Genomic DNA, 25,605 nt, shown 5'->3' with positions numbered 1-25,605 from the left:
GGGTAGGGCCATTTCATTCGAATAAAAAAGTGAAAACCCCTGTCATTCTGTTAAGAAACTTGTGGGAGAAAGAGGGCTCCTACCCCCGTGAGGTTAAGCTTGTCCTCCCAGTCACCAAGATCCTTTCAGGATGACAAAAAAGATAAAATGAAGCACCCCCTGCCCTTAAGGGGAGGATTTTAAAGTCACTTATCTATAAGAGAGATAAACAGATGAACCCAAGAAATAAAAAATACGCAACATACATCCTTGTAGCATTGGCAGGCCTGTTCCTGGGCTGGCTGATCTTCGGGGGCAGATCCGCCGAAGAGGCGCACGACTATGAGGGCGAAACAGCCGGTGTGGTAGAGTATACCTGCTCCATGCACCCACAGATCCGCCAGAACGAACCAGGCAAATGCCCTATCTGCGGTATGGATTTGATACCTGTTTCTTCTGCCGGTGGCGCTGGCGAGGCAAGCCCTTATGTGCTGGAGATGACTCCGGAGGCCATCGCGCTCTCCAACATCCAGACATCGCCGGTACAGATGGTAGACCCTGAAAATGAGCTGTTGCTAACCGGTACCGTGTCTTTAAATGAGCAAAAGGTCTCTTCTATTACAGCCAAATTTCCGGGCCGAATTGAGCGACTCTACGTGAACTTCACTGGTCAGGAAGTGCGTAAGGGCGAGCGCTTAGCCTCTGTGTACTCTCCTGAGCTGATAACGGCACAGCGCGAACTGCAGGAAGCGGCCAAATCAAAGGATATTATGCCGGAGTTATATGAAGCGGCCAAAACGAAACTTAGGTTATGGAACCTGTCCAACAAACAGATCCAGCGCATCGAGAACGCCAACGAAACCCTCACCAACTTCGACATTTACTCCGATATGTCGGGAGTGGTAACCGAGCGCATGGTAGCTGTGGGGGATTACGTAAGTACCGGCTCCGTACTGTTTGAGGTGGCCAATTTATCATCGGTTTGGGTGGTGCTTGATGCTTATGAATCAGACCTGTCGTGGGTAAAAGAAGGGGCTACTGTAAACTTTACCGTGCCGGGCATACCTGGCGAAGAGTTCAAGGCCAAGGTACAGTTCGTGACGCCGGTACTGGATGCCAGCACCCGCGCTGTGCAGGTGCGCGCAGAGGTACAAAACCCTGGCAACCAACTAAAACCAGGCATGTTTGCCAACGCCCGCATCAAAACATCTACAAAGTCTGCCACACAGGAAAGAGCCCTGGCGGTACAGCGCACCGCCGTACTCTGGACAGGCAAGCGTTCTGTAGTATACGTGAAGGTGGATGAGCGCGAGGCACCCGCCTTTGAGATGCGCGAGGTTACTTTAGGGCCTCGTTTAGGAGACATGTATCTGGTGGAGTCTGGTTTGAGCGAGGGTGAGCGGGTAGTTTCCAATGGTGTTTTTGCCGTAGATGGCGCAGCGCAACTAAGCGGAAACTATAGTATGATGACCGCACCGGCCAATAAATTGATGGAAGTACCGGAAGCATTTCAAAAGCAGGTTACGGGGCTGGTAGACAACTATTATACGTTGAAAAATGCCTTGGTAGCCTCAAACGCGGACGCAGCACGTCAGGCGGCCGGTAAGTTTAACCAGGCCCTGAGCCAAATGGATATGAGCATGCTGGATGGCAGCACGCACGCCAAGTGGATGCAGCTCTTGCCCGCCCTACAGTCAAACGGTGCGTTGCTGCAGAAAAGCACCTCTATTGAAAAACAGCGTGAAGCGTTCTCAACCCTGTCGAACCATTTGATAGAGGTAGTGGAAACCTTTGGCACGAATAAGCAAATCGTATACAAGCAAAAGTGCCCGATGGCCTTCGACGACCAGGGAGCGTTCTGGCTGAGTGAGCAGAAGGAGATCCGCAATCCATACTTTGGAGAGGCCATGATGGCCTGCGGTGAAACGACGCAAACGTACAGGCAAGGAACAGCTTCTGAAGCGAAGCCAGAACCAGTGCAGCCTCACGCACATTAAACTATTAGCCCATGAAAGACTGTTGCAGAACGGAAGGTACGGAGCCGCGCCAGCCGAATAAGAACTGGCTGAAGTGGCTGATCTATGCCGCTGTTGTACTTGCACTGGCGTTTGTGGCGCTTCAACAAGTAAATCATTAATTTTACACTTATAAAACTTATTGCATCAACATGAAAAAGACACTTTTCGCAGCCGCTGTACTAGCCGCTTTCACGTTTACATCGTGCTCAGAGAGCAACACGGAAAACGCAGAAACAACCACTGAAAACCATGAAGGCATGGCGCACGGCGACATGAACCAGTCTGAAGCACCTGCCGGTGTGGTAGTGGAAACGCCGGATTACACCACCGTGGCTGAGCCATTCAAGACGCAGGTAAACGAGTTGGTAAGTGAGTACATGAAGCTGAAAGACGCGCTCGTTTCCTCTGATGCCGAAGCTGCCAAAACGGCCGCTAACCAGGTATTGACGGTAGCCAAGGCCATGCCTGTAGCTACCATTTCGGATGCGGAGCAAAAAAGCTACGCAGAGGAAAAAACAGAAAAAGTTATCAGCAGCGCCACAAATATAGCCGGCGCAGCCGACCTGGCCGCCCATCGCGAGAACCTGGAGCAGCTGTCTGAGTCTGTGTACGCTATGGCAAAGGCCTACGGTGCCACCGACGAGAAACTATACTACCAGCACTGCCCAATGGCCATGAACGATAAAGGCGGTTATTGGCTAAGCTCTAACGAGGAGATCCGCAACCCTTACTTTGGCGATAAAATGATGAAGTGCGGCAGCACCGAGGAAGTGCTGAACTAAGTATAAAGTATAAACTGAATAAAAAAGGCAGAGCCCCAAATGGGTGCTCTGCCTTTTTTATTGGTAAGTCTCGGAAGCAATTTATACTTGCCCCATACTTTTTCTTCCTGCCAGGTCTCATCTTCTCAAGTTAAAGTCCAGGCATCTGCACCCACTCTATCATGTTTATGCTACCTCCATACTTCTATTAAAAATTTACCGCCCACAGGCAACTCTCCTTCCCTTTCCTGCATCTTTCTAACAAATTCCTTCGCCAGGAAACACTAACACATAAAGAAGCCCCCTTGCCCAGGTTCGGCTGGTGTTAGAAGATAAAAAATCCCGGTTCGTCTAAAAGTCTCTTTACAAACAAAACAGTACCTTGCTATACAAAGTACTATAACATAACTTTGCATCATCGATCCATTTACATCACTACACAAAATAAAACCATGAAAAGAATTTACGTTTACCTCACACTTCTTCTCTTCCTCTGTAGCAGTCATACTTTCGCGCAGTCTGCCGGTATGCTGACAGGCACCGTTATTGACGACAAAGAACTGCCCGTAGGCTTTATAAATGTAGCCGTGCTGGAAGCAGGTACCGCCAAAGTGGTAACCGGCGCTATTGCCAACATGGACGGAAACTTCCAGATCATGACGCCGCCTAAAGGCAACTACCTGCTAAAACTGACCGCGCTGGGCTATGCGGAGCTACAGACGCCAGCCTTCGAAGTAACGGGCGCCAGCTTCTCGAAAGACTTCGGCAAGCTGCAGGTTAAGTCCGACACCAAGGTGCTGGCAGAGGTGCAGGTGCAGGCTATGCGCCCCACGGTGATCAACGAAGCGGATAAGATGGTGGTTAGCGTGGAGGGCACTGCCCTGGCCAGCGGTGCTACGGCCTACGAGGTGCTCACCAAATCGCCGGGCGTTTGGGTGGACCAGGACGGCAACATCCAGCTGAACGGCAAGGCGGGTGTGCAGGTCATGATCAACGGCAAGCGCAGCTACCTCTCCGGAAAAGAGCTGCAGACGCTGCTGCAGGGCATGTCTGCCGAGAACATCAAAGACCTGGAGCTGATCTCTAACCCCTCTGCCAAGTATGACGCGGAGGGTGCCAGCGGTGTGATCAACATCAACCTGAAAAAGAACGTGGATACCGGCATGAACGGCAGCATGTACGCCGGCTACCAGTACAACAACCTGAGCACCTATACTTCCGGCGCGGAGGTGAGCTACAAGAGCGGCAAATGGAACTCCTTCGGTAGCCTGGACCTCGCCCGCCGCACCCGCTACCGCAACATGGATATGGAGCGCATCTTCCTGAACCCGGATGGCAGCATAAGCAACTTTGACCAGGTAGGCCGTGAGGAGAACGAGCGTTATGAGCCTTCGCTGCGCATCGGCACTAATTACGACTTTAACGAGAAGCACAGCGTAGGGGCCATGGCCAACGTCATTACCAGCAGCAGCGATTTCTTCTTCCACACAGAGTCGTACCTGCGCTTCCCTAATGAGAGCAACGATCTGTTTATCGATGCCATGAACAAAGGCGAGGGCAAGTATACCAACGGCACGTTTAACATGCATTACCTGGGTAAACTCGACACAGTCGGCACCACCCTCTCCGCCGACCTGGACTATGTACATATCAACAGCCGGGATAATGCCTCTTTCGACAACTTATACTTCACGCTGCCTGCCACCACACCGGACTCCGTAGAGATGCTCAGCAACAATAACCCCACCAGCTACGACATCTACTCGGCCAAGGTAGATTTTACAAAGCCAATCACTAAAAAAACTAAACTGGAATTGGGTGCCAAGGCCAGCCATGTGGTATCCGATAACGAGCTGCGTTTCTACGAAGAAGCCGACAGCAGAAAAACACTGGATCCTAAGCGCACCAACCACTTCATCTACAAAGAGAACATTTATGCCGCTTACGCCAACCTGAACACCAACCTGGGCGAGAAATGGACGCTGCAGGCAGGCTTGCGCGCAGAGCAGACCGACTCCAGAGGCAACTCCCTGACTAAGAACGAGAAGACAGACCGTAATTACCTGGACCTGTTCCCAAGCGTGTTCCTGCAGCAGAAAGTAAGCGACAACTACCAGATCGGGTACAAGTATAGCCGCCGCATCAACCGGCCAAACTACCAGGCGCTTAACCCGTTCATCTTCTACCTGGACCCTTATACCTGGGCGCAGGGCAACCCGCAGCTGAAGCCGCAGTACACGAACTCCTTTGAGATGACACACACGCTAAAGCAAACCTACAACCTGATCCTGGGCTACTCCCTTACCCACGATTTTATAGCGGAGGTACCTTTTCAGAACCCGGAGGATAACACCACGGTTTTCCAGCAGCAGAACGTGCGCGACATGAAGAACGCCAGAGCGACGTTGGTGGCCCCGATCAAGATCTCAAATAGCTGGGACATCAGCAATAACGTGGTGGTAATGTACCAAGAGTTTACCAATGCCGTTAATGGCGAGTTGGTGATAAACGATCAGGTTACAGCCATTGCGCAGACCACGAACAACATTCTACTGCCACACGACATCCGCCTGGAACTAGGTGGCAGCTACCAGAGCCCGGCCGTGTACGGCCTTTACAGAGTAGGCGAACAGTGGTGGGTGGATGCCGGCCTGAAGCGCAGTTTCCTGGACGACAAGCTGACCCTGAGCATGAACGTGACAGACATTTTCAAGAGCCGCGTACTGAAAGTAGACACTGAGCTAAACGGCAACGTGAACGCCATTGAGCAATACCACGGTGCCCGCAGCGTACGCCTTAACTTACGCTACCGTTTCAGCAAAGGCTCTAAGTTCGAGTCGAAGAAACGCAACGTGAACCTGGATGAGCTAAACCGCACCGGTGGTAACTAACACCTATTTTGTGTAAAGCGAAAAAGTCCTGCAGCGTTTGCTGCAGGACTTTTTGCATTTTGTACTTTGTTTGGCCAGTCCTAAGGTAGAAGCGGGCAATAACGCCGAATGGAGCTTTATACTTTTCCCCTATTGAAAGGTCCTATACTATATAGGAAGTGTATTTTTTTTACAAACTGTCATTTGGCAACTTAATATTAACCGGAGCAGGAGGAGGTGGAAGCAGTACGTCTTCAGTAGTACTAAATTTCCTATTCTTGCTCTTAGTTAGATTTTGTTTATCAATTATCATAAGGAGCTTGTATACTTTTTTCCAATAGCCGTCTGGCAAAGTACCTTGCATCTTGACTTCTCCATTGTGGAAGATAAATTGCAAAGAGAACCAACTTGCGTCCTCTTGATTGTAATAGTAGTCCTTCAAGCTGTTAAAATCTGTAGAGTCAAGAAAACCGTAGACGTTCTCCATACCAACCGAATCAAGCTTAGCTTTATAATTTACGACAATAGTTCCGCTGTGCCTTTCCCTTAAGCGATAGTAAAGTATACTGTCTGGGGTAATTTCAACATCCTTTGCGTACTTCTCGCTGCTCCACCCTGGCCGAACTGAAAAAGTAATTCTTTCAAAGCTAATGTTCTCCTGCTCTGCAGGAGCTTCTTCAGGAGATACAACAGCTACCTGTTTACTTTTATCCTGACCTCCACAAGATGAAAGAAGTGCCAAAAGTGTTAGGAGAACGGAGTTGGTCAGAATTTTAATTGCCGCCATCTACCAAACATATGTTCCCACAGCGCCCGCATCCAGCATGGTGGCTACCAGTTTTCCTTCGTGGCTGATGTTAAAGCGCTGCCGGTACTCGCTGTCGTTCAGCACGATCAGCACTGTTTGTCCCTCAGGTGTTTTGTAGGCCACGTTTGGCAGTGCATCCGGCACATTGCTTTTAACGCGAACCGAGCCAGGGCGGGCAAACCTGGAAGCGTGGGCCACGATGTAGTAGGCAGGGTTGCGGTTTACGGTGTTGCCATCAATAGTGACAGCGCCAAGGCACTCGGTACAACCTCCGGGCGTATGCGGGTTCTGCTCCGGGTCGGCGGCAAGGTTCCACTCCAGCACGGTTTTGGCCCAATTACGCGGTGCCCCTATGATCAGGTTCTTGGTATGCCAGCGCAGGTCCCCCGAAAAATTACCCGGGGCCCCGATCCACTGTTCGGTAAAGTATAAATTCTTATCTGGGTGCGCCTCGTGCACTTTCGTGAGCGCATCTATCGTGCCCCCGTACAGGTGGAAGGCCGCCCCATCAATGTACTGCTTCGCCTCTGGGTCGTCGAGTATGGAGATCGGGTAGTCCGGGCGGTCGGCGTTGTGGTCGTAGATCACGATCTTGGTATCTAAGTCATTAGCCTTGAAGGCAGGGCCTAAACTTTGTTTGATGAAGGCGGCCTGATCCTGGGGCAGCATCAGCAGGCTTGGGTTGTTGCCCGGGTGCAGCGGCTCGTTCTGAATGGTGATAGCGTCAATGGTGATACCTTCTGCGGCCATGCCCTGAATATACTTCACAAAGTACGCCGCGTACGCATCAAAGTACTCCGGCTTCAGGCTCCCGCCTTTCGAGTTGTTGTTCGTCTTCATCCAGGTGGGCGGCGACCACGGCGAGGCCATGATCTTGATGTTGGGGTTGATGGCCAGTATCTCCTTCAGCACCGGAATCAGGTATTTTTTGTCGGGCGAAAGGTCGAATTTTTCCATGTTCACATCCGTCTCGCCGGCTGGAAGGTCGTTGTAAGAAAACACCTCCGGGTCCAGGTCAGATGCCCCGATGCTTACACGCAGGTAGCTGATGCCAATATTTTTCCCCTCGGTGCCGAAGAGTTCCTCCAGCAAAGCTGCCCGTTTCTGCGGTTCCATCTGGTGTAGGAGCAGGGCGCTGCCACCGGTCAGCGAGAAGCCGAAGCCATCCATACGTTGGTACGCTTCAGAGTCATCCACGGAGATGGTTGGGTACTGGTTTGCTTCATTCCCAAAAGTTATACTGGAGTCCTGGCGCGCAAACAGGGCCGACTGGTTCGGGGTCGTTAGCCAAAGCGCCACCTCAGGGCCCTTGCTTTCAGTTTGGCTGGTGCTTTCCTTTTTGCAGGAGGAGAGGCAGGTAACCATCAGCGAAAGCGCAAGGGCATGGTGCAGAAACGACTTTAAAGGTTTTTGATGAAGCATGCGGGGATAAGGTTAAGGTGAAAGTATAGCAAGTGTAATAATAGCAAAGCGCGATATTAAAATTAGTAAAAATTACCTGACAGGCCAGAAAGCTGTTATATTTTCAAAAAGGGCACTCGTACCGATCATGCAAACCTTTGCGTATGCAATCACACTATGGCAAACCAATCAACCGCATCAGACCACTATACCCTTACCGTTACAGCAATCCATGAGGAACGCCCGGATTTCAAGACCTTTATACTTAAACCGGACAAACCGATCGACTACAAAGCAGGCCAGTACCTCACGCTCGTGCATACTGAAAAAAACCAGGACATCCGCCGCTCCTACTCCATCACCTCCTCGCCTGCCCTGCAGGAGCCGCTGAGCATCGGCGTGAAACGCATCGAAAACGGTTTTTTCTCCCGAAGGCTGGTAGATGACGTGCAGGTGGGCGACAAAGTATACGCCGCCGGTGCCGCCGGGCTTTTTATACTTCCGGAGAACATGCACGACTACCGCCAGGTGTTTCTGCTGGCTGCCGGCAGCGGCATTACGCCGGAACTGTCGTTGCTCAAAACCATACTTTATACTTACCCTGATGTGGCCGTTATGCTCATCTACAGTAACAGCAAGCCTGCAAAGGCGATCTATAAAAAGGAGCTGGAGCAGCTGGCTCATACTTTCCCGAAGCGTTTCCGCTTGCAGTTCCTGTTCAGCAACTCTCCAAACCTGGCGCAGGCGCGGCTTTACAAAGACCTGCTGCAGCAGTTTGTCAGGCAGTTTGCCGAGGCGCCGCTGCAACAGGTGCTGTTCTACATCTGCGGGCCACACAGCTATATGCGCATGTGCTACTGGGCGCTCCGGCAAATCGATGCACCTAACGAAAACATCCGAAGGGAGAACTTTAACACCACTAAAGTCTCCGTGAAGCAGATGCCCCCGGACACCGAACCGCACGAAGTTATACTTCGCTACAAAGACCGGGAGTATAAACTAACGATGGAGTACCCGGACACTATACTTCGGGCGGCGCGGAAAGCGGGTTTAAACCTGCCCTACAGCTGCGAGGCAGGTAAATGTGGCAACTGCACCGCCCGCTGCACCAAAGGTAAGGTATGGATGTCGTATAACGAGGTGCTGACGGAGCGCGACCTGCAGCAGGGGCTTACACTTACCTGCGTGGGCTACCCCGTGGGAGGACCGGCAGTGTTGGAACTGTAGCTCGTCGAAAGGCTTTCTGTACTTCTCCCCCTGTTTTTACAGCTGAAACCCGTAACTTTAAGCCAGCAGCAACAGCTGTATCAAAATCGGAAATTAAAACTATATAAACTATGAGCACTGAAGTACGCAGCCTGGAACCGAAGGCGCTTTGGGAAAACTTTACTGACTTAAACGCTGTGCCACGCCCGTCTAAAAAAGAGGAGCGCGTGATACAGTTTATACTTGACTTTGGCCAGAAACTCGGGCTGGAGACCTTTAAGGATGAGGTGGGTAACGTCATCATTAAAAAGCCGGCCACCCCGGGCATGGAGAACCGCCAGACTGTGGCCATGCAAAGCCACCTGGACATGGTGCACCAGAAGAACAACGATACAGACTTCGACTTCGACTCACAGGGCATCGACATGTTTGTTGATGGAGATTGGGTAAAGGCCCGCGGCACCACCCTGGGCGCTGACAACGGTATCGGCGTGGCGACCATCATGGCCCTGCTTGCCTCAAAGGATATCTCCCATCCGGCCATCGAGGCGCTTTTTACGATTGATGAGGAAACCGGCATGACCGGCGCGCTGGGCCTGAAAGGCGGACTGCTGGACGCAAGTATACTTTTGAACCTCGATACCGAAGACGATCGTGAACTGACCATCGGCTGCGCCGGCGGCGTGGATATTACGGCAACCGGAAAGTATGAGCAGGAAGCCACCCCGGCAGGTATGGCCGGCTACAAACTCACGGTGAAAGGCCTCACCGGCGGCCACTCCGGCATGGACATTATACTTGGCCGCGGCAACGCCAACAAACTGATGAACCGCCTGTTGCACCACGCAAGTAAGTTGTTCGACCTGCGCATCGGAAGTATAGACGGCGGCGGCCTGCGCAACGCAATTCCACGTGAGTCTTCTTCATTAATTGCGGTGGCAGAAGGTGATAAGGCTGCTTTTGAAAAATATGTGGAGGAGCAGCGCGCCATAGTGGTGCAGGAGTATAAAACCACCGACCCGAACCTGCAAGTGCAGCTGGAGACAATAGAAGCCCCGACACAGGTAGCTTCCAAAGATTTTGCAGCAACACTGCTGCGTGCACTGTACGCCACTCCAAACGGCATCTACCGCATGAGCCCTGAGATCGAGGGGCTGGTGCAGACATCCAACAACGTGGCGCGCGTGGAGCTGAAAGACGGCAAGTATAAAATCCTCTGCCTCACGCGCAGCTCCGTGGATTCTGAGAAAGACGACCTGGCCACTGCCATACAATCTGCGCTGGAACTGGCAGGTGCCGAGGTTACCCTGAGCGGCTCTTACCCAGGCTGGGCTCCTAACCGGGATGCCTCTATCATCAAGCTGATGAGCGACCTGTACCGCAGCAAGTTCAACAGTGAGCCCGACGTGAATGCCTGCCACGCCGGCCTGGAGTGCGGTATACTTGGCTCCAACTACCCGGGCATGGAGATGATCTCTTTCGGCCCAAACATCCGTGGCGCCCACTCCCCGGATGAAAAAGTACAGATCAGCTCCGTGCAGAAGTACTGGGATTACCTGCTGGACACGCTGCAGCGTATTCCGGAGAAGGCGTAGATAGATAAAACTGATGTAAAGAAGCCGCCCATATACTGGGCGGCTTCTTTGTTTTTAGATTTTACTGAAGCACGCGAGCTTCAACCCTCAGTGCGATGCTCGCTACCTGCCCCTACTGCTATAAACTTTTTCTGGCGCGCGTCTCCAGACTCGTGTCCTGCAAATGATGTGAAGTCTCCGGCTTCACTGAGGCCGGAGGTGTCAGGTTGAGTTCTGTAAACAATTATCATCCCCCTGCCCCCTTCCAAGGGGAACTTTCCATAGAACGATTAACCCACCCCTGCCCCTCCGAGGAGGGGAATTCAGCAGACGATTATCCAACCACTCCTATAGACCCTCAAGGGGACAGTGGCGAGTGCAGCGGCTAATGAGGGGAATTTCACCTCTCCCCAACCCTCTCCTAAGAACAGGAGAGGGAGCCCAGCTCAAGCTCCGTCAGCGGTGGGTATTGGAAAATGATCCCAGTCTTTCCGTTGAGCGCCTTTGGAGTTTTTCCGGTGACGAGCGGCAGCGAGGCATTGCGACGCAGGAGCAAAGGAAAAGCTCCCAGCGCGATGCGGGAAGACGAGCCCTCCCGGGCTGGAGGGAACCAAAGCCGGAAATGAAACGGTAGGTTCGTAAGACTGAGGATGAACAGTAGCAGAATAGGATAGCTTTTGTCCAGTTGATGGAAGCCGGGGCGATGAAAGTATAAGTATGCGGATTAGGAAACCCGCGGCAGGAAAGTTCCGGACAAGGATGTCCGGAACAGCGGGAGCGACAAGTATAAATGTATGGCCAAAGTATAAAGTATGGCTACAGTTGAGGCAGAGACTCAACATCATTTATAGACACAAGTCTGAAAACTTGCGCCAAAACGGGTAGCTTTAAAAAATGTCGCAGCTAAAGTAGCGGATAAACGGGTATCCCAACAACTAAAAAAGAATCAACCTAAAGCAAGAAGCCGCTCTTACATTGAGCGGCTTCTTGCTTTTGTACTTGGCCAACTGCAACAATTAACTATTAAACAGCTGCTCATAATACTGATGCGCCATCCGGTTCGATTCGAAATGCGGCACCACGTTGCGCATACTTTGCTTCATGATATGGCGCCAGCGGTCCTGGTTGTGATAGTAGATTGGCACGATTTCCTTCTCTAGTAACCGCATCAGATTACTGTAGTCTTCATCGTCCTGCGCCTCGTTGGTTTTAGTGGTATCTGCAACCGGCAACACAAAGCTGTTTTCGCCGTTGCGGGCGTACTCTGGCAGCCAGCCATCCTGCACCGATACGTTTACACCGCCATTCATGGCCGCTGTCATACCGCTGGTGCCGGATGCCTCCCTCGGGCGTCTCGGGGTGTTGAGCCAAATATCACATCCCTGCTTCAGCTTCCGCGACAGCTCAATTTCATACCCGGTCAGTACGGCTACGTTATCCAGTTGCTGCGAAATCTTGACAAGCTTGTTGAATACATTGATCGCTCCATAGTCAAACGGGTATGGCTTGCCCGCCCAGATCACCTGCACCGGCATTTCCTGGTTGGTTACCAGGTCCACAAAACGCTGGATGTCGCGGGTTATCAGGTCAGCGCGCTTGTAAGCGGCAAAGCGGCGGGCCCACACGATGGTAAGTACATCAGGCCTGAAAAGCTTGCCTGCCTGGTTTGCCACCTCCTTAAACAACTGCCGTTTCAGCTCCTCTTTCCTTTTGCTCATGGCCATGTCATCGTCCCGCTCCTGCGCGGCCCAGAGCTCCATATCGGCCCAGAAATTAAAGTTCTGCGCATTTGTGATCGATTTAATCTCGCAAACGCCCTCATTGTCGTACCACATGTCGCGGGCCACCTCACCGTGCAACTGCGACACGCCATTGGCAATTTTGGCCAGGCGCAGCGCAGCCAGTGTATGGTCAAACATCTGCCCGTGCATAGCCGTCAGTTCCCGTACCTCGTCCAGCGAGATGCCATTGAAGAAGCTCATCCTGTTCAGCAGGTAAATATCATGCTCCTCATTGCCCGCCTTCTCCGGGGTATGGGTGGTAAACACCAGGCGCTTGCGCACCTCGTCCAGCTTGCCATACTCCTCGAACAACCTGAAGGCCAGCGGCAGGGCGTGTCCCTCGTTCATGTGGTAAATCTCGGCACCTCCGAGCGCCTCCACCACTTTGGCGCCCCCTACACCCAGCACAATGCTCTGCGCAATGCGCGTTTGCTCCTCCGGGTCGTAGAGGCGGTGCGTAATGGTGCGGGCCAGGTGGTCGTTATCCGGGATATCGGTGGTGAGGAAGTACATAGGCACGGTGCCGAACACCTCGGGCCGCAGCACCAAGGCCTTTACCAGCACAGGGTGCTCGTTTACCACCACCCGCACGGTAATCCCCGGGTCTTCTAGAAAAGAATACATCTTCTGCTGAAAGTGCGGCCGCATCGTTTGGTCCTCGTTGCGCTCCTGGTCGTAATAGCCGAATTTCCACAGCATGCCAATGCCGATCATGTTCTGCCGCAGCTCGTAGGCGCTGCGCATGTGCGAGCCAGCCAGGAAGCCAAGGCCACCGGAGTACACTTTTAGTGCCTGGTCTATGCCATACTCCATGCAGAAGTAAGCCACGCGTTTCTTGTATTGGTCATTTATTTCGTATGGGTGAAACCACCTGTTATATTGTGAAGCCATAATGAGCTATTCTTTTAGATTGTAAATTCATTTCCGGTGCTAACACACTGCCTGTTAAACACAAGCCGGAATAAATGGTATACCCTAACCTCCTACGCAAGTTTCAGTTTTAAAGATAGATACCGTTTTAAACCACCCGGGATGCTCGTTTTACAGGATGATTTTATACTTTTGCAGGCATTAATTTGCAGTCATCTATTTAGTTCTCAAAATTAGGAACTAACAGAACTTATCCATACCTTTGTTCTGTTCTCACAAAAAGAGAAATTAATATGAAGTTAACCGAAAAGCAACAGGCACTGATAGAGCGCATAGGAGTTTTCCAGGAGAAGACCGGTATGCAACCCGTGGCTGGCCGCATCATAGGTTTGCTCTACGTTTCCGATAAGCCGGAGCTCACTTTTGACGAGATCCGGGAGGTGCTGGGCATCAGCAAAAGCGCTACAAGCAATGCGCTTAACCTGCTGCAGCACCTCAACAGGCTGGATTACATCACCTTCAGCGGCGACCGCAAACGCTATTTCCGGCTGAAGCTGGACAGGTGGCGGGAGTTGGTGCTGCAGGAGATCGACTCCATCACGAATTTCTCAGATACGCTGCAGGAGGTAGTGGCCGAGCGCACGAAGAGCACACCGGAGTACAACCGCAACATACTGGATGTGGCTGATTTCCTGAAGTACCTGCACAAAGAGCTACCAATGCTGCTTCAGCAGTGGGAGGAGCAGCGAAAATAATTTTTTTGTTTACAAAGTTCTCATTTTCCAGAACTAACCATAACTAAACAGAACTTACTAAATAATACATAACCACACAACCGTGATAAAGAAGTATTTTTTAATTGGCCTGATGGCGGTTTTCCTGAAGCCAGCCTTTGCCCAGGAGCCAGTCTCTGGCGGACAGGCGCAGGAGCTGACGCTGCAGGAAGCCATAGACTATGCCCTGAATAATAACCAGGATGTGAAGAAGGCGACCTACGACGAGGAAATAGGTACACAGCAGATACGCCAGGCCCGTAGCCAGGGACTGCCACAGTTAAATGCATCCGGCGGAGTTGATTACTACCCGGCCCTGCCGACCCAGATTCTACCGGGTGCCCTGGCAGGAAGACCTGGGGAGGATATACCAGTAAAGTTTGGTAAGGACTATAATGCCAACGCCAACGTGCGCCTGACGCAGCTGCTCTACAACCAGTCATACTTTGTTGGCCTGAAAGCAGCCAAAACCACGCAGGACCTCTACCGACTGCGAAAGGAAATGGCAAAGGAGGACCTGATCTATAACATCGGCACCGCCTATTACCAGACGCTTCAGACAAAGGAGCAGTTTGAAACCATAGATGCCAACCTGAAGCGCCTAACAGAACTGGAGCGCATTATGGAGCTGCAGTATAAGAATGACCTGGTGGCCAAGGTGGATGTGAACCGCATCAGAGTGAATAAGACCAACCTGGAGAACCAGTTGCAGTCGCTTACTACAGCTTATGAGCAACAGAAGAATATTCTGAAGTTCTTCATGAACATGCCGTTGGAGCAAGATATAACGCTTACCAATGCTGAAGGCGGGGTTGATAACGTGGTAACGGAGGCGATAACTGCAGAGCAGGCAACCGCCCAGAAAACGCAGTTCAAGCTCCTGCAAACGCAGAAGCAGCTGCAGGATTACAGCATCAAGAATACCCAGGCGGGCTACTACCCTACTTTGTCTGCCTACGGCCAGTATGGCTACAATACGCAGCGCGATGAGCTTTTTGGTTCGGAAGTGCCTTGGTTCAAGACATCCGTTGTAGGCCTGCAGCTAAACATCCCCATCTTCGACGGCTTCAGAAAAGACGCCCAGGTAAAGCAGGGGCAGCTGGAGATGAAAAAGATTGAGCAGGACATGTCTAAGCTGGAGAATAATACAGCCGTTGAACTGACCAATGCCCTTGCCCAGCTCCAGAACAGCCAGCGCTCTATTGAGGTGCAGCAGCAGAACGTGGACCTGGCGCAGGAAGTGTACGATATTACCAACGATCGCTATAAGGAAGGGATCTCTCCGCTCACCGACCTGCTGGAGGCTGAGGTAAGCTTGCGGGAGGCTAACACCAACCTGAACAATGAAAACTTAAAGTATAAAGTAGCCCAACTAACTTATCTGAAAGCCAGAGGCGAGCTTGAGAAACTAACTAATTAAGACAAGAAATATAACACCATAAAGACACATGAAGAAGGTAATTTATATCGTAGTTGTACTGGTTATTTTGGCTGCTGTTGGCTACAAGCTGATGAGCAACAAAGAGCAGATGGCCGCCAATGCCGCAGTAGCAGAGATTAAAAGCGACGCCATTCCGGTAACCCTGGCTGAGGTTGAAACGGCAAAGCTGGACAAGTCTTTTACCGCACAGGGTAACTTCGCCCCTATCCAGAGCCTAACGCTTCTTTCGGAAACGCAGGGACAGATACAGCGCGTGCTGAAGCGCAAGGGCGATAAAGTGAAGGCAGGAGAGCTACTGCTGCAGGTTGAGAGCAACACCATGGCTGCTGACCTGGCTACAGCGCAAACAAACGCCGAGAAAGCCAAAAGAGACCTGGAGCGTTTTGAAAACCTGGCTGCCGGCGAAGCCATTACCCAGCGCCAACTGGAGGAAGCCCGCTTAGCTGCTAAGTCTACACAAGCACAACTGGTTGCTGCACGCCAGCGCTTGAACAAGACCCGTATTACTGCCCCTATCAGCGGCGAGATAAACGAGATCTATGTAGAAGTTGGCTCTTACTTAAACTTGGGCTCCAAACTATACGACATCGTGAACGTGGATAAGCTGAAGCTGCAGGTTAAAGTAAACGAAAGCGAAGTTCTGCTGATCAACAAAGGAGACAAGGTAACCGTGAAAGCCGATGCAGGCTCCGGCCAGGAATATGAAGGCGTGGTTACCGCCATTGGTGCGCAAGCCGACCCAACATTGAAGTTCGATGTGGAAGTGGAGGTAAAAAATGCCGCTAACAATAACCTGAGAGCCGGCATGTATGGCACTGCCTTCTTCGATGTAGCTGACCAGCGCGACGCCACCCTCTTACCTCGTGAAACTATAGTTGGCAGCATTCAGAACCCGAGTGTTTACGTGGTTAACGACGGAAAAGCCTATACCCGCAAAGTAAAGGTTGGTGTTGTTTCACAAGACAAAGTAGAGATACTGGAAGGTGTGAAGCCAGGCGAAAAAGTGGTCCAGAGCGGCCAGATCAACCTGCGCGAAGGCATTAAGGTGTCGGTCCTGAAGTAATATCCGGGTTTCGATTGTCATCCCCCTACCCCCTTCCAAGCGGGACTAACCGCAAGGTAAAATTCCCCTCCTTGGAGGGGCTAGGGGTGGGTTAATATCTAAAGCTTACCTCTCTTCACTCAAGATCCCATCAGGATGACAAAGTGGAAAAGTAAAGCGGAAAAGTCCCCCTTTGAAGGGGGTAGGGGGATGAAAAACATCAGGAGATAAAGCTCCAAAGTATAAAACTTCTTTCTTAAGAGAATCTAGAAATGAACATAACCAAATTATCGATACAGCGATCAACCCTGGTAGTGGTGGTTTTTACCGTCCTTTCACTGCTCGGGATTGTCAGCTATCAATCGCTTAACTATGAGCTTCTACCGAAGTTCAGCCCGCCGGTACTTACCATTAGTACTATTTACCCGGGTGCTTCGCCAAACGAGGTGGAGAACTCAGTAACAAAGGAGATTGAAGACGCGCTTTCTTCGCTGGAGAACGTGAAGGAGATGAAAAGTACCTCCCTGGAGAGCTTTTCCATCATCACCATTCAGCTGAACCAGGGCACCGATGTGGACCTGAGTTTGCAGGACGCGCAGCGTAAGATCAACACGATTCTGGCTAAACTGCCGGAGGATGCTGATGCACCAACCCTGAACAAGTTCGACTTCGACGACCTTCCAATTATAAAGATGGGCGCTACGGCCAACATGTCGGCAACTGAGTTCTATGATCTGATTGATAAGAAGATCAAGCCGGAGCTGTCGCGTGTACCAGGTATGGCTGCCATCAAGATTTTGGGTGGTCAGGAACGTGAGATCAAGGTGAACATCGATGCTGACAAACTGGAAGCTTACAACCTGTCTATCCTACAGGTGCAGCAGAAGATCCGCAACTCTAACCTGGACTTCCCTACGGGTAAGATAAAGCAGGAAAGCGGGCAGACGCAGATCCGTTTGGCTGGTAAGTTCCAGTCGCTGGAGCAGTTGCGCAACCTGATCATACGTGAAGATGATAAAGGTATAGTTCGGCTGGCTGATGTGGCCGAAGTACAGGACACCCAGAAAGACACCGAAGTACTGACACGAGTTAACCAAAATGCTTCGGTAGGTATTACCATCCAGAAGCAGTCTGATGCCAACGCCGTGGAGGTAAGCCGACTTACAAAAGAAGCACTTGCCAAGTTGGAGCAAACTTATGCAGAGCAGGGCTTGAAATTTAACGTTGCCAGCGACTCTTCCGACTTTACCCTGGAGGCTGCCGACTCGGTAATGCACGACTTAATGATTGCGGTTATACTTGTAGCGGTAGTGATGTTGCTTTTCCTTCACTCGCTGCGTAACGCGGTTATCGTGATGATCTCCATCCCAGCTTCGTTGGTAGCCACCTTCATCGCCATGTACCTGCTGGGTTACTCGCTTAACTTAATGTCGCTGCTGGCGCTGTCGCTGGTGGTGGGTATATTGGTGGACGACGCCATTGTGGTGATTGAGAACATTCACCGCCACATGGAGATGGGCAAAAAGCCGGCACAGGCTGCCTACGATGGTATCCGTGAGATTATGGCGACAGTTACCTCCATTACATTGGTAATCGTAGTCGTATTTATCCCGATTGCGCTTTCTCAGGGTCTGGTGTCAGACATCCTGCGCCAGTTTGCGGTGGTGGTAGCCGTGGCAACGATGATCTCTTTGTTCGTGGCCTTTACCCTGATCCCGCTGCTGGCCAGCCGTTTCTCACGCCTGGAGCATATCTCGGATAAGAACATCTTCGGACGATTTATACTTGCCTTCGAGCGCCTGCTGGACAGGATTATTGATGGCTTTACAGCTGCGCTGAAGTGGGCTTTTAACCATAAGTTTATTACACTAGCTGTAACTATACTGATGCTGTTTGCTTCGTTTGCACTAGTTCCTTTTGGCTTTATCGGATCAGAATTTATACCTGCCGGCGACCGTGGTGAAGTAAGTTTACAGCTGGAGCTGCCTAAGAACGCGACGGTAGAGCAGACAAACTTTGCCACCAAGCAAGTGGAGCAATACCTGCAGGCCATCCCAGAAGTAGAGAAAGTGTTCACCACCGTAGGTACCACTTCGTCGGCACAAGCCGGGCAGAATACCGCTTATAAAGCAGACATATCGGTAACGCTGGTAGATGTGAAGGAGCGCGATTTCAGCACAGAGCAGTTCAGCCGCCAGGCCAAGGCAGATATCGAAAGCAAACTGCCGAACGTGGAAGTAACGCCGGTTCCGGTGGGGCTGGTAGGTACTGCGCAGGCGCCGATCCAGCTCATTATCTCGGGTTCTAACCTGGATTCTGTTATGACTTTCGCGCAGCAAGTGATGGCCATCACGGAGAGCGTGCAAGGTACTGCCGACGTGGACATGTCGGTGGAGGGCGGTAACCCTGAGATTGAAGTAGTGGTGGACCGTGATAAGATGGCAAACGTTGGCCTGTCGCTGGAGAATGTGGGTGCAAGTATGCAGCTGGCCTTCAGCGGTAACTCTGATGTTACCTTCCGTTCCGGCACCGAAGACTACGACATCAACATCCGTCTGGATGAGTTTGACCGCCGTAGCGTTACCGACATTGGCAACCTGTCTTTCGTGAACAACAAAGGGCAGATCGTACGCCTGGCGCAGTTCGCTGATATCAAACAGTCTACCGGCCCGTCGCAGTTGGAGCGCTACAACCGTGTTACTTCGGTTAACGTGAACTCGCAGGTAATCGGCCGTCCGTCTGGTTCGGTAGGTGCCGACATACAGGCGAAGATCGCTGAAGTAAAAATGCCTGACGGTGTAAGCATCGAGTTTGGCGGTAACCTGAAAAACCAGAGCGAAGGTTTCGGTACATTGGGTATTGCCTTGCTTGCTTCCATCATCTTCGTGTACCTGATCATGGTGGCGCTTTACGACTCTTACGTGTATCCGCTGGTTGTACTGTTCTCTATACCGTTGGCGATCATTGGTGCCTTGCTTGCACTGGCGCTTGCAGCCCAGTCGCTGAGCATCTTCTCTATACTTGGTATTATTATGATGATCGGTCTGGTGGCGAAGAACGCGATTATGGTGGTGGACTTTACGAACAAGCTGAAAGATGAAGGCGTGTTTGTGAAAGACGCCTTGGTAGAAGCGGTTCGTATCCGTTTCCGCCCTATCCTGATGACAACGCTGGCGATGGTGATTGGTATGTTGCCGATCGCACTGGCAGGTGGTTCGGTGGCTGCAACCAAAAACGGTCTGGCATGGGCTTTGATCGGTGGTCTGAGCTCGTCGATGTTCCTGACGCTGATCGTGGTGCCGATTATCTACTACGGCTTCGACCGTATACTTGCCAAGTTCGGATGGGACAAGAAAAAAGTGATCGAGCTGGAAGACAAGAGCATGGAAGAATTGGAGCTCGAAACTAAGGAACTGGAAGAGAAGAAGATGGCGCACGAGTTTGCGCACTAAGAAAAACCTGTTTTTATACCTAAACAACTGTTTTGTGGTGAGATTGCGGGGGCTACTGGCCTTCGCAATCTTTTAAACCATACCCCCGGCTCACGGTACATTAACAGAGCCAAAAGCAGCTATATTTTACCTGATTTACCCTTACATGCCATGAAAAATGTAACTCTAAATACACAGGCAATCCAAAATGAAGTGGTGCACATCATCACCTCCATTACTAACATTAACCCCAACCGCCTGCTAAAGGTACGCGACCTGACCCGGCTGGGCCTCGACATCATTGATGTGGTGGATATCATCCTGAAGGTGGAAAAAACCTACCAGCTTACCATTCCGGATGAGGTGCCGGTTTACACAGTAGATGATTTTGTGAACTACGTTTGTACCCACCGCGCCATGCAGGCAAGCTAACATAGCTGGGAGTGTAAGCAGAAAAAAGGAGCCACAAGTATACGTGCGGCTCCTTTTTTTATGGTCCTTCATGAAGCAGTCTTATACTTTGTGTAAAGTATAAACCCTGGTCATACTTTCTTACAGGCTCAGTTATACTTCAAAAATAAAGAAAGGCGGGTCGAAGCCTTCTTTCTGAAGTATGGGTTTAGACACATTGTATACTTTCACGCCTTTGGAAGTTTCGCCCTCCAGCGTACCGATGTGCGCATGCCCGTGAAAGGCGGCCACCACCTCTCGCCGGTTAATGGGTTCCGCCAGTCTTGATGAACCCAGAAACGGGAAAATCTGCTCCGGCTCCCCCACCACAGTCGCTTTGATGGGAGAGTAGTGCAGCACGGCTATCTTCTTCACTTCCACATGCTCACTGTCAATGCGGGCCAGGGCACCATCCAGCTTCAACGACTCGTCCACGGCCTCTTGCACGAACTGCTTGATCATCGGCTCCCCGAACATCCCCAGCATACTATTATCAAAGCCTCCACCAAAACCTTTTACGCCGGCAAACCCAACGTTTCCGATCACAATGCTATCGCCATCCAGCAGGTGCACGTGCTGCTTTAACAATACCTTACGGATTCCTTTCTGATGGTCTCGCTCATAATCGTGGTTGCCCAGCACAGCCACTACAGGTATGGTGCAGGACTTCAGCTCCTCTGCCAGCACCTCTGCCTCAGCTGTGCGGCCCGTGTCGGTCAGGTCGCCGCACAGCAGCAGCACATCCGCCTCCTCTGACACTTTCTCAAAATACGCTTCCCATTTCCCACGGTCTGTCTCCCGCACATGTATATCCCCTACTGCCGCAATCCTGGTTTTTTTCTCTTTTTTATTAGTAGCCATTGTTTATACTGATCTGATGGTTACAACCTTAAAGTCCCAGTCGGTGATGTCTATCTTGTACTGGGTCTGGTCAATGAGGGGGCCCCTGCAAATTTTCTCTTTCGGCGCCGGCATCTCCAACTCGTTTTTTGCTCTTTTAAACAGCTCATCCACGAGCCACACCGGTATAATATCGCGCTCCGAAGGGTACACGAACTGGAAAGAAAGGAACTGGGCCAGCAACAGCTGCCAATGGGTTTCCATGTGCTGCCAAAGCCACTTCCAATCCAACTTATCGCCATAGCGCAAAATAATGTGGTTTATATCGGCCCCGTCGTAGCGCTCCCTGTTCTGCACATACAGCTTAGACCAGATCAAGGTTTCCGCAGGTATCACCCTCACTTTTATGCCCAGCAATTCGCTCAGCGTTGATCGCTCAAACCAGCTATCGTCCACGGCGCAGTGATTACCGGGGTTGTTAAAGATAATATCCATGAAATGCTCGCCCTTAATGGCCTTGGCCAGCCAGCGTACATCAGTTAATTCGGTGTCGAAGCCATTCTCTTTAAAGGCCTTAAGAATAGCGGGAGTATCGCTTGCCTTGCAAAACACATCGAGGTCTTTCGTGTCGCGCATAATGTCTGTGTAGAGGCGCAGGGCAAAGCCCCCTCCCACCATAAAATCAATATTGCTATCCGCCATTATGCCCAGGGCCTCACGGTAAAAGTCGTGCGCAGCCTGGCGGTGGATTCCTTCCTGTAACTCTATTACTTTAGCCATCATGTTTTGATTTCAGAATTAGGTTTAAGCAGCCGCCAAAGCAGGCTGCGGCTGGCTGAGGTGGGCACTGCTTTGGGAGCAGCCATCACAGGTGATTTCACCAAAGCAGCGTAAAATTGTTGTACTACCTTAGCCCCCTGCAGGTTGCCTGCTTTTGAACAAATTACGCCATAAGCAGCTCTTAACAGCATTAAAAGTATAACTACCAAACGATAGATTGCACTATTTTAAGCAGGGTTATTTCAAAGGCTTGTTGGTAACGTAGAAGGGGATATTCGCCGTGGACAGGTTGTTTTGCCCATCGCGCAAGTATAAATATAGCCGGTAAGCACCTTCTTTTCGCGGAGTTTGCAGCCATACTTTGGTGCCCTCCTGCTTTACCAGCGCATTAGCCAGAGGCCTGGGAGTTTCCTGCTTATCGGCGTTGCCGTCCTGCTGCTCTGCCTCAGGCAGCACCTCCCACTGCACCTTTACAGAATCCTGCTCCGGATCGAAGGTATAGGCAGCGCCCTCGAAGGTCTGCCCCGGCTTCAGGTAGATCTGGTCAAAGGCGAATTTACCGTTCAGTTTCAGGTAAGCAATGTAGGGAGGCATGTTCAGGTTGGATGTTGAATCGCCCCAGAGTTGGCGCATCTCGTGCACCAGTGCCGTCTCCTCGCCCTGCGCATTAATCAGGCTGAACCAGGTAGGCGTGGTTTCCTGCTTATTGCCCCACAAAAACACGTAGGAGCCGAGGCAGCGGCTGGTATCGGCCAACACAGCCTGCTCGTAACGCTGTCGGGCAAACTCGGCTTTCTCAGAACTGGTCTGCTCAATCGGTGCCATCCACCAGGTAAAGTATGATTCCCAGTAACCACGCGCCCCAAACTCGGAGACCAGGTATGGTCCCTCCCAGTCGGTTCTGGCAAGCTCCTGCGGCAGGTCGTGCATAGCCCCGAAAGCGTTGATAGAAAGTATATCCAGGGCCGGGGCACGTTTCACGATCAGGTTCACTACTTTGTGGGGCACGTTCATCACGGTGGTGGTTGTCGGGTGGTCCGGGTCTACTTCATGTATCATCTCTGCAATACCGTTCACGGCGTCCCATACTTTCACGTTTGATCCTTCGGCGTAGAGCTCGTTGCCAATTCCCCACATCAGCAAGGCAGGGTGGTCTTTATACTTCAGCACTACCTCGCGTAGCTCCTCCCGCTGCTGCTCCACCAGCTCTTTATCATAGTAGTTAAACCCTTCGCGCTCACGGGCCAGCCACAGGCCAAGCGTAACGGTTAGCCCATGTGCGTGGGCAGAGTCCAGTATCTGCTGCGCATTATCGGTGTGCCACACCCGCACGGAGTTGCCGCCATACTTGCTCAGGCGGCCGTAAAAGTCATAGCCGGCGGCACCTTTTATAAAGTATGGCTTCCCGTTCCGCATCAGCGTAAACGTCTCCCCTTTCTTCACTACCTCCACTTTACGGCCCTGCGGTTTATACTTGTCAGAGACATCGGGCGTGGAGCTGCAGGCAAAGAGAAGTTGGCATAACACCATGTACACGATAAATTTTGGCAGGAGCTTCTGTGGCAAAGGGTGAAGCATAGGAATAAGCAGGATGGTAAATTTTATTGAACGGATTAGGTGGTGTACGCAGAACATTTCTGCTTGTTTCAAGTATAAAGACGTGTTGTAAGCGATGTTCACACGTATCGAACGGAAGCTAAAATAGCAATATACCGCACTAAGAAGCTAAAACACCACACATTTACACCCTTAAGCCGTGTTTTTACATGCGACACTTTTTATCCTCGCTCCATACATCAACTCCATCACAAGACCAGGCACCGCTTCGGCGTGATGTGCGCACGATCCGCTTCATGATCTGGATGGGCCTTCTCACCATGGCGCTTTTCCTCTATTGGTTTCTAGATGAAGACCATATCGGGTACGAGCCGCTGTACTGGTTACTCACAACGGCACTAGGCTTTAAATTACTGCGCACCCTGCACGAATGGTACCACTACTACTCGGTAAGTGTGCCCGTGAAGCCTGCACTGCGAACAGCTTATACGGTGGATGTGCTAACCACCTACTGCCCCGGCGAACCGCACAGCATGATCATCAACACGCTGGAGGCGATACAGACTATCCGTTACCCACACACCACCTACCTCTGCGACGAAGGCGACGATCCTTATCTGAAGGCTGAGTGCGAGCGTTTGGGGGTGGTACACGTTACCCGTGAAGAGAAGATTAACGCCAAGGCGGGCAACATCAACAACGCCCTGAAACAGGCCACCGGCGATATCTGCCTGGTACTGGACCCCGACCATGTTCCTGCTCCGGAGATCCTGGATGAGGTACTGCCCTACTTTGAGGATCCGGAAGTGGGTTTTGTGCAGGTGGTGCAGGGCTACAGCAACCAAAAGGAGAGCCTGGTGGCCTACGGGGCAGCGGAGCAAACCTACAGTTTTTATGGCCCCATGATGATGGGCATGAACAGCTACGGCACGGTGCAGGCAATCGGGGCCAACTGTACCTTCCGCCGCGAGGCGCTGGATAGTATAGGCGGTCACGCGGCAGGCCTGGCAGAGGACATGCACACGGCCATGCAGCTGCACGCCAAAGGCTGGAAATCAAAATACGTTCCTAAAATGCTGACGCGCGGACTTGTACCGGGCACGTTGGCTGCCTACTATAAACAGCAGATAAAGTGGGCGCGTGGCACCTTTGAGCTGCTTTTTATGGTGTACCCCAGGCTCTTCCGCCACTTCACGCTGCGCCAGAAAATCCATTACTTCACACTGCCGCTATACTACCTGTTCGGGGTCTTTAACCTCATCGACTTTTTGATTCCGGTGCTGGCGCTGGTGCTGGTGGAGTTTCCGTGGTATGTGTCGCTGGGTGAGTTTGTGGTGATGTTCCTGCCCTTCTTGTGTATCTCCATCTGCATACGGCAGTTTGCGCAGCGGTGGTACCACGAGAAAAATGAAAAGGGCTTTCACATGTTTGGGGGTATCCTGCGCACAGGCACCTGGTGGATTTTCCTGCTTGGGTTCATCTACTCCATACTGCGCATTAAAGTACCCTACATCCCAACGCCCAAGGACGATAAACCCAAGAACAACTTCCTGCTGAGCCTGCCTAACGTGCTGGTTATACTTTTAAGCATCGGGGCCATCTGGTATAGCCAGCATGAGTACGGGCACCTGTATGACAACCCCTATGTGCAGATGATGGCGCTGTTTACGCTCACTAATGTGGCCATACTTGGCAGCATCGTGGTGATTGGCCAGGAGCAGTTTATGGAGTGGGTGCGCCGTTACCTGCTGCACGCGTCGCTGCTGCAACCCCTGATCATGCCTTTGCGCTACGCTGTCTGGCGCACCCGCCATGGCTTTTACGACGGTATCCGGCATGTGGCCGTCGCGATGGTACTGCTGGCAACGGTTATCTCTGTTACCTTTATTTTTGCCAGGGATGAAGTCATGCATTACTGGCCCCAAACAAAGGCTCAGACCACTCCTGCTTCCGAGCTTTCGGCACAGACAACTGCTTTCCCCCACATACTGCCGGTTAAACATGGAAAGTAATTTGGCTCAAC

At 51.6% G+C, this 25,605-nt stretch carries 18 protein-coding genes; 12 read left to right on the top strand and 6 right to left on the bottom strand.

What is annotated here, in order from left to right:
- The first annotated feature begins 212 nt into the window (after positions 1-212).
- From OO017_RS14710 to OO017_RS14695, 4 genes are all read left to right on the top strand, one after another.
- Positions 213-1,976, top strand: a complete 1,764-nt coding sequence (locus OO017_RS14710) for an efflux RND transporter periplasmic adaptor subunit (protein WP_266053327.1) — start codon at positions 213-215, stop codon at positions 1,974-1,976.
- Positions 1,977-1,987: 11 nt separating this feature from the next.
- Positions 1,988-2,116: a hypothetical protein gene (locus OO017_RS14705; protein WP_266053326.1), complete on the top strand. Its 129-nt coding sequence runs from the start codon at positions 1,988-1,990 to the stop codon at positions 2,114-2,116.
- Positions 2,117-2,146: 30 nt separating this feature from the next.
- Complete coding sequence (locus OO017_RS14700; protein ID WP_266053324.1) at positions 2,147-2,779, top strand: DUF3347 domain-containing protein; 633 nt, start codon at positions 2,147-2,149, stop codon at positions 2,777-2,779.
- Between the two features lie 431 nt (positions 2,780-3,210).
- Positions 3,211-5,649, top strand: coding sequence for a TonB-dependent receptor (locus tag OO017_RS14695; protein ID WP_266053322.1), 2,439 nt, complete (start codon positions 3,211-3,213; stop codon positions 5,647-5,649).
- A 169-nt stretch (positions 5,650-5,818) separates the two neighbouring features.
- Here OO017_RS14695 and OO017_RS14690 read toward each other — a convergent pair whose 3' ends face one another.
- Complete coding sequence (locus OO017_RS14690) at positions 5,819-6,415, bottom strand: hypothetical protein (protein WP_266053321.1); 597 nt, start codon at positions 6,413-6,415, stop codon at positions 5,819-5,821.
- The gene (locus tag OO017_RS14685; RefSeq protein ID WP_439651316.1) at positions 6,416-7,801 is read right to left on the bottom strand and encodes a glycoside hydrolase family 30 protein; all 1,386 of its coding nucleotides are present in this window, start codon (positions 7,799-7,801) and stop codon (positions 6,416-6,418) included.
- 213 nt (positions 7,802-8,014) lie between these two features.
- Here OO017_RS14685 and OO017_RS14680 point away from each other — a divergent pair, with 213 nt between their 5' ends.
- Positions 8,015-9,064, top strand: a complete 1,050-nt coding sequence (locus OO017_RS14680; protein WP_266053319.1) for an iron-sulfur cluster-binding domain-containing protein — start codon at positions 8,015-8,017, stop codon at positions 9,062-9,064.
- Positions 9,065-9,174: 110 nt separating this feature from the next.
- Positions 9,175-10,638: an aminoacyl-histidine dipeptidase gene (locus tag OO017_RS14675; protein WP_266053318.1), complete on the top strand. Its 1,464-nt coding sequence runs from the start codon at positions 9,175-9,177 to the stop codon at positions 10,636-10,638.
- A gap of 995 nt (positions 10,639-11,633) precedes the next feature.
- Here OO017_RS14675 and glgP read toward each other — a convergent pair.
- Positions 11,634-13,289 (bottom strand): alpha-glucan family phosphorylase, encoded by a 1,656-nt coding sequence (glgP, locus tag OO017_RS14670; protein ID WP_266053317.1) that lies wholly within the window; start codon positions 13,287-13,289, stop codon positions 11,634-11,636.
- A 272-nt stretch (positions 13,290-13,561) separates the two neighbouring features.
- Between glgP and OO017_RS14665 the strand changes: the two genes are divergently transcribed.
- The 5 genes from OO017_RS14665 to OO017_RS14645 all read left to right on the top strand — a co-directional run bounded on the left by OO017_RS14665 (position 13,562) and on the right by OO017_RS14645 (position 20,387).
- Positions 13,562-14,023, top strand: a complete 462-nt coding sequence (locus OO017_RS14665; protein WP_266053316.1) for a GbsR/MarR family transcriptional regulator — start codon at positions 13,562-13,564, stop codon at positions 14,021-14,023.
- An 82-nt stretch (positions 14,024-14,105) separates the two neighbouring features.
- Positions 14,106-15,461: a TolC family protein gene (locus OO017_RS14660; RefSeq protein WP_266053314.1), complete on the top strand. Its 1,356-nt coding sequence runs from the start codon at positions 14,106-14,108 to the stop codon at positions 15,459-15,461.
- A gap of 28 nt (positions 15,462-15,489) precedes the next feature.
- The gene (locus OO017_RS14655) at positions 15,490-16,545 is read left to right on the top strand and encodes an efflux RND transporter periplasmic adaptor subunit (protein WP_266053313.1); all 1,056 of its coding nucleotides are present in this window, start codon (positions 15,490-15,492) and stop codon (positions 16,543-16,545) included.
- 251 nt (positions 16,546-16,796) lie between these two features.
- The gene (locus OO017_RS14650) at positions 16,797-19,976 is read left to right on the top strand and encodes an efflux RND transporter permease subunit (RefSeq protein WP_266053312.1); all 3,180 of its coding nucleotides are present in this window, start codon (positions 16,797-16,799) and stop codon (positions 19,974-19,976) included.
- A gap of 150 nt (positions 19,977-20,126) precedes the next feature.
- Positions 20,127-20,387 (top strand): acyl carrier protein, encoded by a 261-nt coding sequence (locus tag OO017_RS14645; RefSeq protein WP_266053310.1) that lies wholly within the window; start codon positions 20,127-20,129, stop codon positions 20,385-20,387.
- 132 nt (positions 20,388-20,519) lie between these two features.
- Here OO017_RS14645 and OO017_RS14640 read toward each other — a convergent pair whose 3' ends face one another.
- From OO017_RS14640 to OO017_RS14630, 3 genes are all read right to left on the bottom strand, one after another.
- Positions 20,520-21,266 (bottom strand): metallophosphoesterase family protein, encoded by a 747-nt coding sequence (locus tag OO017_RS14640; RefSeq protein ID WP_266053309.1) that lies wholly within the window; start codon positions 21,264-21,266, stop codon positions 20,520-20,522.
- 3 nt (positions 21,267-21,269) lie between these two features.
- Complete coding sequence (locus tag OO017_RS14635; RefSeq protein WP_266053308.1) at positions 21,270-22,028, bottom strand: nucleotidyltransferase; 759 nt, start codon at positions 22,026-22,028, stop codon at positions 21,270-21,272.
- A gap of 234 nt (positions 22,029-22,262) precedes the next feature.
- The gene (locus tag OO017_RS14630; RefSeq protein WP_266053307.1) at positions 22,263-23,591 is read right to left on the bottom strand and encodes a glycoside hydrolase family 2 TIM barrel-domain containing protein; all 1,329 of its coding nucleotides are present in this window, start codon (positions 23,589-23,591) and stop codon (positions 22,263-22,265) included.
- Between the two features lie 200 nt (positions 23,592-23,791).
- On the opposite strand from OO017_RS14630, the gene OO017_RS14625 reads away from it, so the two are divergent.
- Positions 23,792-25,594, top strand: coding sequence for a glycosyltransferase (locus OO017_RS14625; protein WP_266053306.1), 1,803 nt, complete (start codon positions 23,792-23,794; stop codon positions 25,592-25,594).
- Positions 25,595-25,605 lie beyond the last annotated feature (11 nt).

Source organism: Pontibacter anaerobius (assembly GCF_026241195.1).
Lineage (GTDB): Bacteria > Bacteroidota > Bacteroidia > Cytophagales > Hymenobacteraceae > Pontibacter > Pontibacter anaerobius.
Note: the sequence above shows the minus strand (reverse complement) of the source record. Positions and strands in the feature narration are given on the sequence as shown.